Annotated in this window: 10 protein-coding genes and 1 pseudogene; 7 read left to right on the top strand and 4 right to left on the bottom strand. The window is 75.1% G+C overall.

The window, feature by feature from the left end; genetic code table 11:
• Positions 1-35 precede the first annotated feature (35 nt).
• The 4 genes from ACLGIH_RS03575 (at position 36) to ACLGIH_RS03560 (ending at position 3,951) form a co-directional block, all read left to right on the top strand.
• Complete coding sequence (locus ACLGIH_RS03575) at positions 36-1,337, top strand: alpha/beta fold hydrolase (RefSeq protein WP_416523741.1); 1,302 nt, start codon at positions 36-38, stop codon at positions 1,335-1,337.
• A 42-nt stretch (positions 1,338-1,379) separates the two neighbouring features.
• Positions 1,380-2,123: a PIG-L deacetylase family protein gene (locus ACLGIH_RS03570; protein WP_416523740.1), complete on the top strand. Its 744-nt coding sequence runs from the start codon at positions 1,380-1,382 to the stop codon at positions 2,121-2,123.
• A 13-nt stretch (positions 2,124-2,136) separates the two neighbouring features.
• On the top strand, positions 2,137-3,045 hold the full coding sequence (locus tag ACLGIH_RS03565; protein WP_416523739.1) for a sigma-70 family RNA polymerase sigma factor: 909 nt from the start codon (positions 2,137-2,139) through the stop codon (positions 3,043-3,045).
• A gap of 66 nt (positions 3,046-3,111) precedes the next feature.
• The gene (locus ACLGIH_RS03560) at positions 3,112-3,951 is read left to right on the top strand and encodes a pentapeptide repeat-containing protein (RefSeq protein ID WP_416523738.1); all 840 of its coding nucleotides are present in this window, start codon (positions 3,112-3,114) and stop codon (positions 3,949-3,951) included.
• Here ACLGIH_RS03560 and ACLGIH_RS03555 read toward each other — a convergent pair.
• Positions 3,913-5,466, bottom strand: coding sequence for a cytochrome P450 (locus ACLGIH_RS03555; RefSeq protein WP_416523737.1), 1,554 nt, complete (start codon positions 5,464-5,466; stop codon positions 3,913-3,915). The genes ACLGIH_RS03560 and ACLGIH_RS03555 overlap by 39 nt on opposite strands.
• 132 nt (positions 5,467-5,598) lie before the next feature.
• Between ACLGIH_RS03555 and ACLGIH_RS03550 the strand changes: the two genes are divergently transcribed.
• Positions 5,599-6,207 carry a TetR/AcrR family transcriptional regulator gene (locus ACLGIH_RS03550; protein WP_416523736.1) on the top strand — a complete coding sequence of 203 codons (609 nt, stop codon included), beginning with the start codon at positions 5,599-5,601 and terminating at the stop codon, positions 6,205-6,207.
• Between the two features lie 86 nt (positions 6,208-6,293).
• Positions 6,294-7,019, top strand: coding sequence for a DUF2470 domain-containing protein (locus ACLGIH_RS03545; RefSeq protein ID WP_416523735.1), 726 nt, complete (start codon positions 6,294-6,296; stop codon positions 7,017-7,019).
• Here the strand turns inward: ACLGIH_RS03545 and ACLGIH_RS03540 are convergent.
• The 3 genes from ACLGIH_RS03540 to ACLGIH_RS03530 form a co-directional block, all read right to left on the bottom strand.
• Positions 6,987-8,198, bottom strand: a complete 1,212-nt coding sequence (locus ACLGIH_RS03540; protein WP_416523734.1) for a lactonase family protein — start codon at positions 8,196-8,198, stop codon at positions 6,987-6,989. The genes ACLGIH_RS03545 and ACLGIH_RS03540 overlap by 33 nt on opposite strands.
• A 376-nt stretch (positions 8,199-8,574) precedes the next feature.
• The gene (locus ACLGIH_RS03535) at positions 8,575-9,627 is read right to left on the bottom strand and encodes a hypothetical protein (RefSeq protein ID WP_416523733.1); all 1,053 of its coding nucleotides are present in this window, start codon (positions 9,625-9,627) and stop codon (positions 8,575-8,577) included.
• Between the two features lie 66 nt (positions 9,628-9,693).
• Positions 9,694-10,941, bottom strand: a complete 1,248-nt coding sequence (locus ACLGIH_RS03530; RefSeq protein WP_416523732.1) for an FUSC family protein — start codon at positions 10,939-10,941, stop codon at positions 9,694-9,696.
• Between the two features lie 294 nt (positions 10,942-11,235).
• Between ACLGIH_RS03530 and ACLGIH_RS03525 the strand changes: the two are divergent.
• Positions 11,236-12,619 (top strand): annotated as a pseudogene (locus tag ACLGIH_RS03525) (erythromycin esterase family protein); the annotation flags it as partial.
• Positions 12,620-12,632 lie beyond the last annotated feature (13 nt).

The following is a 12,632-nucleotide window of genomic DNA, read 5'->3' as shown; positions in this document are numbered from 1 at the left end:
GCGGCCAGCATGATCCGTCCGTTCCGGGAGCCCCCTTGAGCGTCAGCTACCGCCAGCCCGGCGTTGTCCTCACCGACCGTCGGTTCACCGTCCCCCTCGACCACGACACCCCGGGCGGGGAGACGATCGAGCTGTACGCCCGCGAGGTCGTCGCGAGCGACAAGGCCGGCCAGGACCTGCCGTGGCTGGTCTACCTCCAGGGCGGCCCCGGCTTCGGGGCCAACCGTTTCGTCGGCAAGCCGTCCTGGCTCGGCCGCGCCCTGAAGGACCACCGCGTCCTCCTCCTCGACCAGCGCGGCACCGGCGCCTCCACCCCCGCCACCCGGCAGACGCTCCCGCTGCGCGGCGGCCCCGCGGAACAGGCCGACTACCTCACCCGCTTCCGCGCCGACGCGATCGTCCGCGACTGCGAGGCGATCCGCCCCGAGGTCACCGGCGGCGCCCCCTGGGCCGTCCTCGGCCAGAGCTTCGGCGGCTTCTGCACGGTCGCCTACCTGTCCCTGGCCCCCGAGGGCCTCACCACCGCCCTGATCACCGGCGGCCTGCCCTCCCTGGACGCACACGCCGACGACGTCTACCGGGCCGCCTACCCGCGCATCGCCCGCAAGGTCGCCGCGCACTACGACCGCTACCCGCAGGACGTCGAACGCGCCCGCCGCATCGCCGACCACCTGATGACCCACGAGGTGGTCCTGCCGAACGGCTACCGGCTCACCGTCGAGGCCTTCCAGTCGCTCGGCATCCTCCTCGGCGGCGGCGACGGCAGCCACCGCCTGCACTTCCTGCTGGAGGACGCCTTCGTCCGCACCCCCCGGGGCCCCGAACTGTCCGACGCCTTCCAGGAGGAGGTCCAGGGCCTGCTGTCGTACGCCGGGCACCCGCTCTACGCGCTCGTCCACGAGGCGATCTACGCCCAGGACGCCCGCCCCACCGACTGGTCGGCCGAGCGGATCCGCGCCGAGTTCCCGCAGTTCGACGCCGCCAAGGCCCTCGCGGGCGACGAGCCCCTGCTGTTCACCGGGGAGACGGTCCACCCCTGGATGTTCGACTGCGACCCCGCCCTGCGCCCGCTGCGCGAGACCGCCGAACTGCTCGCCGCCCGCACCGACTGGCGGCCCCTGTACGACCCCGCCCGCCTCGCCGCCAACGAGGTGCCGGCCGCGGCGGCCGTCTACCACGACGACATGTACGTCGACACCGCCCACTCCCTGACCACCGCGCGCGCCGTCCGGGGCCTGCGCACCTGGGTCACCGACGAGTTCGAGCACGACGGGATCCGCGCCGGCGGCCCCCGCGTCCTGGACCGGCTGCTGGCCCTCGCACGCGACGAGGCGTAAATCCGCGGTGCGTTGCCGGTGCCCCGGGCTAGTGTGCGGAGCATGACCGAGCCGATGATCCCGCAACTGGAGCCCATGCCCGGCGACTGGCGGCGCGCCCTCGCCGTCGTGGCCCACCCCGACGACCTGGAGTACGGCTGCTCCGCGGCGATCGCGGCCTGGACCGACGAGGGCCGTGAGGTCGCCTACGTGCTCGCCACCCGGGGCGAGGCGGGCATCGACACACTGCCGCCCGACGAGTGCGCCCCGCTGCGGGAGCGCGAGCAGCGGGCGAGCGCCGCCGTGGTCGGGGTGACCGAGGTGGAGTTCCTCGACCACCGGGACGGCGTGGTCGAGTACGGCACGGCGCTGCGCCGCGACATCGCCGCCGCGATCCGCCGGCACCGGCCCGAGCTGGTGATCACCCTCAACCACCGCGACACCTGGGGCGGCGTCGCCTGGAACACGCCCGACCACCGCGCCGTCGGCCGCGCCACCCTCGACGCGGCGGCCGACGCCGGCAACCGCTGGATCTTCCCGGAGCTGACCGAAGAGGGCCTTCAGCCGTGGGACGGCGTCCGCTGGGTCGCCGTGGCGGGTTCCGACACGCCCACCCACGCGGTGGACGCCACCGCGGGGCTGGAGCGCGCGGTGGCGTCCCTCCTCGAACACCGCGCGTACATCGAGGCGCTGACCGACCAGGACCCGGAGAGGTACGTCCGTGACTTCCTCACCGGCGTCGCCCGCACCACGGGGGAGCGGTTCGGCGGCAGGCCGGCGGTCGCGTTCGAGCTGTTCGGACGGTAGGGGCGGCAGGGGGATGGACATCGAAGAGCACCTGGCCGGCCGTTTCGAGGAGCACCGGGGCCATCTGCGGGCGGTCGCCTACCGCATGCTCGGCTCCGTGACCGAGGCCGAGGACGCCGTCCAGGAGGCGTGGCTGAGACTCGACCGCCACGGCGCGGACGGCATCGGCAACCTCGGCGCCTGGCTGACGACCGTGACAGGGCGGGTCTGCCTCGACATGCTGCGCTCGCGCGCCTCGCGGCGCGAGGACCCGCTGCCCGAGCGGGCCGACGTGTTCGTCCCCGACCCCCGGCTCGGACCGCTGCCGCGGACCGACCCCGAGGAGGCGGCGCTGCACACCGACGCGGTGGGCCTGGCGCTGCTGGTGGTCCTGGAGACCCTGGACCCGGCCGAGCGGCTGGCCTTCGTGCTGCACGACATGTTCGCCGTCCCGTTCGACGACATCGCACCCGTGGTGGAGCGCAGCACGGCCGCCACCCGGCAGCTCGCCAGCCGCGCCCGGCGCCGGGTGCGCGGCGCCACCCCGGCGGCCGATCCCGACCTGGGCCGGCAGCGCGAGGCCGTCGAGGCGTTCCTGGCCGCGAGCCGCAGCGGGGACTTCGAGGCCCTGGTCGCCGTCCTGCACCCGGACGTCGTGCTGCGGGCCGACGCCGGTGCGCTGGTCGGCGGACCGGCGGCGTCGAAGCTGGTGCGCGGCGCCCGGGCGGTGGCCGAACAGTCGATGCTCTTCCGCCGGTTCGTGGGCGACGCCCGTCCGGTGCTGGTCAACGGCACGGTCGGCATCCTCAACGCACCCGCCGGAGGACACCCCCGGTCGGTCACCGGCCTCACCGTCGTGGACGGCCGGATCACCGGCCTGTACATCCTCGCCGACCCGGACCGCCTGGCCCGCCTGGACCTGTCCGCCCTGGAGCCCGCCTGACCGGTGCCGTCTGCCCGGCACCGCCCGCGGACCGCCGCCCGCCTGCGTGTCCGTATCCTGTGCACCATGCGGGACGACACGGTGGACCAGGCGCACGGGACGGCACTGCGCGGCGACTGCACGCGGTGCTTCGGGCTGTGCTGCGTGGCTCTGCCGTTCGCCGCCTCGGCGGACTTCGCGATCGGCAAGGACGCCGGGAAGCCCTGCCCGAACCTCCGGGGCGACCACCGGTGCGGCATTCACGCGCGGCTGCGGCAGAGCGGTTTCACCGGCTGCACGGTCTACGACTGCTTCGGCGCCGGGCAGCAGGTCTCGCAGGTCACCTTCGGCGGACAGGACTGGCGGACCGGCTCCCGGGAGCACGCCCGCCGCATGTTCGACGTCTTCCCGGTCGTGCGGCAGCTGCACGAACTGCTGTGGTACCTCACCGAGGCCCTGGCCCTGCCCGCGGCCGGGCCGGTCCACGCCGATCTGCGCCGGGTGCTGGCCGAGACCGAGCGGCTCACCGGTCTGCCCCCCGAGGAACTGACCGCGCTCGACGTGGCCGCACACCGGCAGCGGGTCAACGCGCTGCTGCTGCGCGCCGGCGAGCTGGTGCGGGCGGGCGCCCGCGGCCGGCGGAAGAACCGCCGCAACGCCGACCTGATCGGCGCCCGCCTCAAGGGGGCCGACCTCAGCGGCGCCGATCTGCGCGGGGCCTACCTCATCGCGGCCGACCTGACCGGCGCCGATCTGCGGGGCGCGGACCTGATCGGCGCCGACCTGCGGGACGCCGATCTGACGGACGCGGACCTGACCGACGCGTTCTTCCTGACGCAGCCGCAGCTCAACGCGGCGCGCGGCAGTGCCGGAACCCGGCTGCCGGGGTCACTCGCCCGCCCGGTGCACTGGACAGCCGGGGACTGAGCCGGCCTCCGCCTCGCCGACCGGCCGGGCCGCCGGCCCGGCGGCCGGCGCCGGGGGCGGCGCGGCGGGGCGCCGCCGGTCCAGGTGCAGCCGCAGCCCCTCCGGCATCAGCGTCAGCCGCTCGGTGACGCGCAGCCGGTAGCCGGTCTCGGGCCGCAGCCGGTAGCGGCGCAGCAGCAGCCCGAGCACGAGGGTGGCCTCGTGCAGGGCGAACTGCCGCCCGATGCACGCCCGCGCACCCGTCCCGAACGGCTTGAAGGTGTGCGGGGGCCGGGAGCGTACGGCCTTCGCGTCGAACCGGTCGGGGTCGAACCGCTCGGCGTCCGCCCCCCACACCTCGGGGTCGCGGTGCAGCATCGGCGTCAGCACCAGTGCCCAGGCGCCGCGCCGCATCGGGTGGACCCCGGCCAGCACCGTGTCCGCGCGGGCCTCCCGGGCGAAGGCGGGCGCGGTCGGCCACAGCCGCAGCGACTCGTCCAGCACCCGGCGCACGTAGCGCAGCCTGGCCACCTGGTCGTAGGCCGGGGCCGCCGTATCGCCCCACACCCGGTCCACCTCGGCGCGGGCGCGGTCCGCGACGTCGGGGTGCTGTGCGAGGTAGTGCAGGGCGAAGGAGAGCGCGCCGGAGGTCGTCTCGTGGCCGGCGACCAGGAAGGTGATGACCTGGCGGCGGACGTTCTCCGGCGACAGCCGCTCGCCGGTCTGCGGATGCCTGGTCTCCAGCATCCGGTCCAGGAGGTCCCCGTTCCCGCCGTTGGTGCGGCGGGCGCGGACCAGGTCGTCGACCGTGCTGTTGAGGTGGGCGATGTCGGCCGCGTTGCGGCGGCTCGCCCGGCGCAGCAGCCACGGAGCCAGCGGCGCGGGCACGGTGTTGAGCCGCTGCGCGTAGCCGAGCGTGCCCACCATCGCCGTCACGAAGGGATGCGGCCGGGAGCGTTCGAAGGAGCCGAAGTCCCGCCCGAACCCGGTGCGCGCGATCGTCTCCAGGGTCAGTTTGGTCATGTCCCCGGGCACGTCGACCGGGCTTCCCGCCGCCGCCGCGCGGTCCCAGTGGCCGGTGAGCCGGTCCGCCACGTCCAGCATCGTCCGGTGGTAGCCCGCCATGGCCTCGCGGCTGAAGCCCGGCGCCAGGACGTCGTGCGCCAGCTGCCAGTTCGGCTCGTGGTTGTACGCCGTGAACAGCCCGTCCCCGGCGACCGGCCGCAGATTGGCCACGCCCAGGCCGACGTGCTTGGCGAACCGCGCCTCGTCCGCCAGGTCGGCCGTGAGGCCGGCACCCCACACGAACACGAACTCCTTGCCGAAGGCCCGCCGCCGGAATATCGGCCCCAGACGGCGGGCGTGGCGCAGGGAGTCCTGCAGCGGCGTGCGCCGGTCGGCCCCGATCACGTCCCCGAGCAGCGGCAGCCGGTAGGGCGGGCGGGGTATGCGATGCAGCTCGGGCCAGCCGTGCTCGGCGCTGCGGAACCCCTTCGGCAGTCCGTCCCCGGCCGGTGCCCCGGTCGTCTCCGCCATGACGCGCTCTCCCTTGATCCGGCGACACGTTCGGTTTGCCGCACCAGGCGGCGGCGATCCTGTTGTACGTGGGTTCAATAACGCGGGTCAGTCTGGTCCCGTTGTTGAATCGGCGTCAAGTAGAGTGCGGCCATGGCCGCGAACCAGGGCGAGCGCACGCGCCGCCGGCTCAGCACCGCCGAGCGCCGCGAGCAGTTGCTGTCGGTCGGGGCGCGGCTGTTCTCGGAGAGCCCCTACGACGAGGTGTGGATCGAGCAGGTCGCCGAGATCGCCGGGGTCTCCCGGGGGCTGCTGTACCACTACTTCCCGACCAAGCGGGACTTCTTCGCGGCCGTCGTCGAGCGCGAGAGCGAGCGCATGCTGCGCATGACCTCGGCGGTGCCCGGCCTCCCGGTGCGCGAGCAGCTCACGGCCGGCCTGGACGCATACCTGGCGGACGTCGAGGCCCACGCGCACGGCTACCGCGCCTTCCACCGCGCGGACGCGGCGGGGGACCGGGCCGTGCGCCGGGTCTACCGGCGGTCGCTGGCCGTGCAGGAGCGGCAGATCCTCGCGGCGCTGGCCGCCGACCCCGAGTTCGGCCCGGACGTCGCGGAACGCCCCGACGTGCGGCTGGCCGTGCGCGGCTGGCTGGCGTTCACCACGAGGGTCTGCCTGGAGTGGCTGCGCGGTGCGGACCTGACCCGGCAGCAGGTGCGGGATCTGTGTGCGCGCGCCCTCCTGGGGTCGATCGCTTCCTGAAAGGTCTCGCAAAGATCACGTGCCGTGGTTGGCGCGCACCCCGATCTCCGATAGGTTAGGCAAGGCTTACCTAATAGGAGGTTGGGATGGGTGACAGCCAGACCTGGACGGCCGCGCCCGCTGCGGCGGAGCGCGCCCGCTCGGTGCTCGCCGCCGCATGGTCCTGCGCGGTGGTCGCGGAGGGCGGCCGGGAGGAGTTCGTCGGCGCGCACACCGTCGCCGACGACGGCCGGGTGCTCCTGCACGTGCCCGAGGACAGCGCGCTGCTCGCCGCCGCGATCTGCGCACCGCGCGGCGAGCCGTCCGCCGTGCTGGAGTTCGCCGACGTCGCGCCCGTCCCGGTGCGGCACAGGATCCGGGCCCGGCTCTGGCTCGCGGGCTCGCTGACCGTGGAGGAGGGCCACCTCGCCTTCCGGCCCACGCGCGTGGTGCTGCGGCAACCGTCCGGTGCGGTGGTGGTCGACCTCGACGAGTACGCGGTCGCCGCGCCCGATCCGCTGGCCACGGCCGAGGCCCGGTTGCTGACCCACCTCGCCGACTGCCACGGCGACGCGGTCGAACGGCTCACCCGGCTCGTCGACGCCGAGAGCCTGCACGGCGCGGTCCGCGTCCGGCCGCTCGCCGTCGACCGGCACGGGCTGACGCTGCGCATCGAGCGCACCCGCGCGCACGGCGACGTACGGCTGCCGTTCCACGCGCCCGCGGACGACGTCGCGCAGCTCACCGAACGGATGCACGGACTGCTCGTGCAGGCGAGCGCCGCCGCCTGCCCCCGCGCCCTACAGCGGCAGCGCACAGACGGCGACGGGTGAGGCGAACGGCTTCCCGGCGAGGCGCAGTTCACCGCTCGCCTCGTCCACCCGGAACACGCTCACGTCGTCCGACTTCTGGTTCGCCGCGAACAGCAGCGCGCCGTCGGGGGAGAAAGCGATCTGCCGCGGGAAGTCCCCGCCGACCGGCACCGTGTCCCGCAGCCGGAGCCGGGCGCCGTCCGACTCCACCGCGTAGCGGGTGATGCTGTCGTGGCCCCGGTTGGCGAGGTAGGCGTGCCGGCCGTCGGCGGTCACCAGCAGCTGCGCCGGGTAGCTGGTGCCCGGCCCCGTGCCCGTGGACTGCGGTTCGCCGATGGTCAGGCGGCCGGTGTCCGGGTCGTAGACGCAGACCGCGACCGTGTTGTCCACCTCGTTGGCCAGATAGGCGTGGAGCCCGCCCGGGTGGAAGGTGAGGTGCCGCGGTCCGGCACCCGGCCGGGCCCGGGCCCGGGCGACCTCAGTGAGGGTGCCGGCCCGTTCGTCGAGGCGGTAGGTGTACACGCTGTCCGTGCCCAGGTCCACGGCGAGCACGTGCCCGCCGTCGGGGCTGGTGACGATCTGGTGGGCGTGCGGGCCCCGCTGCCCCGGCCCGGGCCGGGGAGCGGAGTGGGTGACCAGGCCGGTGCGTTCGCCCAGCGCCCCCGAGCCGTCGATCGGGTGCACGGCGACGCTGCCCGAGCCGTAGTTGGCGCTCAGCAGCCAGTGCCCGCCCGGGTGCACGGACAGATGGCAGGGGGCCGCGCCGCCGGTGCTCCGGCTGCCCAGCACCGTGCCGTCGGACCTCCGAACGGCGGTCACCGCGCCCTCCTCGCGCTCGTTCACCGCGTACAGGGTGCGGCCGTCGGGGTGCACGGCGAGATACGAGGGGTCGTCGACGCCGGTGAGCGTGGACCGGCCGGTGATCCGCCCGGTGCGGGGGTCGTACTCGGCCAGGCCGATGCCCCGTCCGCCGCCCTGGGCGGACGTGTACGTGCCGAGGTAGAGCGGGCGTGGGCCGGACGGGCGCTCCGTGCCCGGGGCGCTCGGGCGCGCCCCGGGCTCCGTGGGGGGCCCGGACGACCGGGAGCCGCCCGGCGTCGGTGCGCCGCCGCAGCCGGCCGCCGCCGGGAGGGCCGCCGCGCCGGCCGCTCCGGCGAGCACACCGACGAACCGTCGCCGGTTCCAGCCACCACTGCCCATGCCCGCACCTCAGGTCGTCGCCCGTCCCGCTCGTCACGCCACCTTGACGGAGACCGTCGCCCGTGTGCAAGGCCGGCCGGCGAGCAGCCCTGCCGGGCCGTCCCCGGCCGCCGGTGTCCCGGGGCGGGCGGCAGAGATCGTGGGCGGGGCGGGGCGGGGGCGTGTCCGGGGCGGGGCGCGGGGTCGTCGGCACGGTGGTACGGCGCGGCGCGGGGTCGTCGGCACGGTGGCGTGGCGCGGGGGTCGTCGGCGCGGTGGTGCGGCGGGGCCGCGGAACCGCCGGTGCGCCGGGGTCACTGGAACCGCCGGTGCGATGGTGTGCCGGGCCACCGGTACCGCCGGTGCCGCCCGGGGCTACCAGCGGTGCCGCCCGGGGCTACCAGTCGCCGTCCTCGACCGGCCGCCCCGCCGCGTCGCCCAGGGGGTGCACCTGCGTCCCGGCGGGCTGCTGCCAGGGCTCGTGGTCGTCGCCGAGCCAGTCACCGACGGGTCGCACCCCCTCCAGCGTGTCCGCGGGGGCGAGATCGTGGGCGTCCTGGTCGTAGTAGTCGAACCAGGGGAGACCGGCCCGGGTGTAGGCCGCCCGGTCCACCGGGGACGGCGGGGGCGCCTCGCCCGTGATGCGGCGCCATTCGGGCGGCGTCACCAGGTGCACGAAGACCCGGCCGGCGGGCCGCTCGGACCAGTCCGCCGGCGACCGGTCGTCGCGGTAGACCTCCTGCCGCATGGACCCGCCCACGCCCAGTCCCATGGCCGCTCCGGCGGCCCGGGGCCGGCCCGCCGGAGCGGCCCCGGGCGGGCTCGGTGCGGCGCCCGGCGCCGCCATCGGCATGGCGGGCGCCCCGAAGGCACCGCCCACCGGGCCGCGGGCCGGCCGCGCCAGACGGCGCTGGGCCTCGCGCCACCGCTCCAGCGCCTCCTCGTTCAGCGGGAAGGACTGCAACTGGACCCCGCCCCAGACCTCCTCGCCGGTGATCTGGCCCTCGACGGTCGCGCCCAGGCCGAGCGGGACCGCCACGAACTGCCGGACCGTGCCCGTGCCGGAGTTGATGCCGTCCAGCCACGGCTGACGGGGCAGCACCACGTAGTTCTGCGGATCACGGGAGAGCCGGTCGCTCCAGGGCCGGCCCGACACCGCGCACACCTTGCCCACCCCGACCTGGAGGGCCGCGGGCTGCGTCGAACCGGCGAAGCTCAGCCACATGGCCTCGCGCAGATACACCGGCAGCATCACACCGCCGCGTGCCCGCCAGGCGTCGGGCACCGTGTCCGCGTGGTCGGCGACTCGGCGGACCGGGAACTCGCCGAGCCCCGGCGGCAACGGGTGGGTGCCCGTCTCGGGCAGCCGCAGGGTGCGGATGAACCGCACCGCCACACCGCCCGGCAGCCGCAGCGTGTTCCCGTCGATCCGCACGGTGGTGTCCGTCATGGTGTCCCCCCACTGGTGCCGTACGTCCCGGCCGCCCCGCCACCCGGGCGGCGGGGCGCGCCTCCTTCAGGGAGAACGCCGCCCGGCGGTCCCGCGGTTCCGGCGCAGCCTGCGCATCCGGTCCCGCATCCGGGTCAGCCGCGGCATGCGCTCGCGCAGTTCGCGGGTGTGCCGGTCCAGTTCCTCCAGCAGCCGGCGCGAACGGTGCTCGGTGTCCATCTCGTCGATGATGCGGTTGACCTCCGCCAGCACCGCACCGTGCAGCTCCCACCGCCGGGCGTCGCGCTGCACCTCCTCCAGGAGCAGCCGGGCGAGCCTGTCCCGGGTGACCGCGGCCTGCCGCAGCTCGGCGGCGAGCCGTTCCTCCGCGGACTCGGCGTTCTCACTGGCGCTGGTGGTGACCAGCACCGCGAAGCTGACCACGGCGTCGGCGATCTCGGACAGCAGCTGCTCCAGGGCCGCGCCGGTCTCCGCGGGGAACAGCGGGTCCGGCTCCCGCTCCTTGGCCAGGTCGGTCAGCGTGCGCGCCAGGACTCGCAGGACGACCGTGCAGATCTCCAGGGTGTCCAGACCGGTGCGCAGCACCACCCGGTGCAGCAGGCCCTCCCGCACGCGCGGGTTGAGCCGCAGGCTGTCCTCGGCCTGCCGCAGCGCCGCGTCCACCTCCACGATGTCGTGGTCGAGACGGCGGGCCTCGTGCAGCCGCTCCGCCGCGAGATGGTGCGGGGTGCGTCCGGCCGCCTCCTCGCCCATGCGCAGCATCAGCTGCCGCAGCCGCCGGGCCAGGTCCTCGATCGACTCGCCCGCCTGCTCCACCCAGACCGGGGGAGCGAGGACGAGGTTGAAGGTGAGCCCGACGATCGCCCCGATGAGCGTCTCCACGACCCGGGCCCACGCCGTGTCCCCGTGCGAGGTGACACCCAGCACCAGCATCGCGCTGATCGCCACCTCGGGCACGAACTCATGGGCCCGCACCAGATGGCCGACCCCCAGCGCCGCCACGATCACCAGCGCCAGGCTCCACCAGGTCAGACCGACCAACTGGCTGAAGGCGATGGCGACCAGGACACCGGCCACCACGGCGTTGACGCGGCGGACGCTCATCTTGAGGGTGGCGAACAGGGTGACCTGCACGACCAGCAGCGCGGTGAGCGGCGCGGTCAGCGGCGCCGCCTCGGGGCTCAGCCGCAGCGCGATGACGTAGGCGATCGTCGCCGCCGCCGTCGACCGCAGCGCCTGCACCACCGAGGGGTCACGATGCGCACGTTTCACCGCCTGCGCGGCGGACTCCGCCCTCTCACGTACTTCCAGCATCCTCGGGCCGTTCCCCTTCCCCAGGCGCGTCGAACGTTTTCGGACAGGACCCTAGGAACAGGACGGTAGCCGGAGCAGCGGCGTACGTTTCGGTCCCACGCGCCGTGGGGCGAGGGATCGGCCGATGGAAGCTGCGAGGGAAACGACGCCCCGGGCGGGCACGCCCGGCCGGCGTTCGTGGGCATGCGCCGGCGTCCTGCGGAAAACCCCCGGGTCCGCTCCGGGGCCGGCCCCACCCCGGGACGGAGGTCCGCCTCATGGTGCCCGGCTCGTCCGGCGCGACAGCCTTGGATCATGAAACGACACCGCAGCCGAACCGCCCTGGCCCTGCTCGTCACCCTCGGCGCCGTCGCGGCCGGCACCCCGGCCCTGGCGGCGACGGCGCCGCCGAACGCGCTGCCGGCCGCCGTCCCCGGCTCGTCCGCCGGCGCCCCCGCCCCGACGCCCGAGCACGCCCCGGGGGTCGGGGCCGCACTCGACCGCGCCGCCCACCCGCTGCGCACCGTCGAACCGGGCGGCGACACACGTGATCTGCGCCCGCTGGACCGGATGATCGGCGACGCCCGCGTCGTCGGGCTGGGCGAGGCCACGCACAGCAGCCACGACTTCTTCGCCCTGAAGCACCGTGTCTTCCGCCACCTGGTACGCGAGAAGGGCTTTCGCACCTTCGCCCTGGAGGCGAGCTGGAGCACGGGCCTGCGGCTCAACGCCTACGTGCTGCACGGCGAGGGAGACCCCCGCCGGATCATGCGCGAGGAGTTCCAGCGCGACTACCGGTGGTGGAACAACACCGACTACCTGCGACTGGCGGAGTGGATGCGGGCGTACAACGTGCGCCATCCCGACGACCCGGTGTCGTTCATGGGCGACGACACCGCGTGGACCGGTCCGGAGCTGTACGACCAGGTCACCGAGTACGTGGCCGAGGCCCACCCGGGGCTCGTCGGCCGCGTCGCCGCGCTGTACCGGGGCCTGCGGCCCACCACGGGAACGGGGGAGTACATCGAGGAGTACCTGAACAAGCCGTACGCCGACCGCAAGGCCATGGCGGACCGCACCGGCGAGGCCCTGCGGCTGCTGAAGCGGCAGGGGCCGGGAGGCGTACGACTGGGCCGTGCAGCACGCCACCGCGATCGACCGGACGGCCCGGCAGTACGCGTTCGACTTCGACGACCCCGCGCAGATCGCCGCCTCGATGCGCTACCGGGACGAGGCGATGGCCGCCAACGTGCTGTGGTGGCAGCGCAGGACCGGCGGCAAGGTGCTGCTGTCGGCGCACAACAACCATGTCGGCTACGTGCCGGAGGACCCCGTCCACTACCCGAAGGTGCAGGGCGAGTTCCTGCGCGACGGCCTCGGCGACGGGTACGTCAGCGTCGGTCTCACCTTCGACCGGGGCTCGTTCAACGCCACCGGGCCGGACGGCGGTGTGCGCCGCTGGACGCTGGGGCCGGCGGGCCCGGGCAGCAACGAACGCACCCTGGACCGGGTGCGCCACCGGGACTACCTGCTCGATCTGCGGACCGTCGGCGCCCCGGCGCGGCAGTGGCTGCGGCAGGCGCGGCCGACGCGCAGCACAGGCACGGACTATCCCGACGGCCCGTACGACGTCGCGCTCGCGCGCAGCCACGACGTGCTGATCCACCTCCACCGGGTGCAGGCCGCCGAGCTGCGGGACGCTGGGGACACGG

Origin of the sequence: Streptomyces hamibioticus, from assembly GCF_047946815.1 — a bacterium.
In the GTDB taxonomy this organism is placed as follows: Bacteria; Actinomycetota; Actinomycetes; order Streptomycetales; family Streptomycetaceae; genus Streptomyces.
Note: the sequence above shows the minus strand (reverse complement) of the source record. Positions and strands in the feature narration are given on the sequence as shown.

Excerpts from the sequence above, each read along its gene's own strand:
- ACLGIH_RS03570 (WP_416523740.1), top strand. The coding sequence starts at position 1,380 with ATGACCGAGCCGATGATCCCGCAACTGGAGCCCATGCCCGGCGACTGG.
- ACLGIH_RS03565 (WP_416523739.1), top strand. The coding sequence starts at position 2,137 with ATGGACATCGAAGAGCACCTGGCCGGCCGTTTCGAGGAGCACCGGGGC.
- ACLGIH_RS03560 (WP_416523738.1), top strand. The coding sequence starts at position 3,112 with ATGCGGGACGACACGGTGGACCAGGCGCACGGGACGGCACTGCGCGGC.
- ACLGIH_RS03555 (WP_416523737.1), bottom strand. The coding sequence starts at position 5,466 with ATGGCGGAGACGACCGGGGCACCGGCCGGGGACGGACTGCCGAAGGGG.
- ACLGIH_RS03550 (WP_416523736.1), top strand. The coding sequence starts at position 5,599 with ATGGCCGCGAACCAGGGCGAGCGCACGCGCCGCCGGCTCAGCACCGCC.
- ACLGIH_RS03545 (WP_416523735.1), top strand. The coding sequence starts at position 6,294 with ATGGGTGACAGCCAGACCTGGACGGCCGCGCCCGCTGCGGCGGAGCGC.
- ACLGIH_RS03540 (WP_416523734.1), bottom strand. The coding sequence starts at position 8,198 with ATGGGCAGTGGTGGCTGGAACCGGCGACGGTTCGTCGGTGTGCTCGCC.
- ACLGIH_RS03535 (WP_416523733.1), bottom strand. The coding sequence starts at position 9,627 with ATGACGGACACCACCGTGCGGATCGACGGGAACACGCTGCGGCTGCCG.
- ACLGIH_RS03530 (WP_416523732.1), bottom strand. The coding sequence starts at position 10,941 with ATGCTGGAAGTACGTGAGAGGGCGGAGTCCGCCGCGCAGGCGGTGAAA.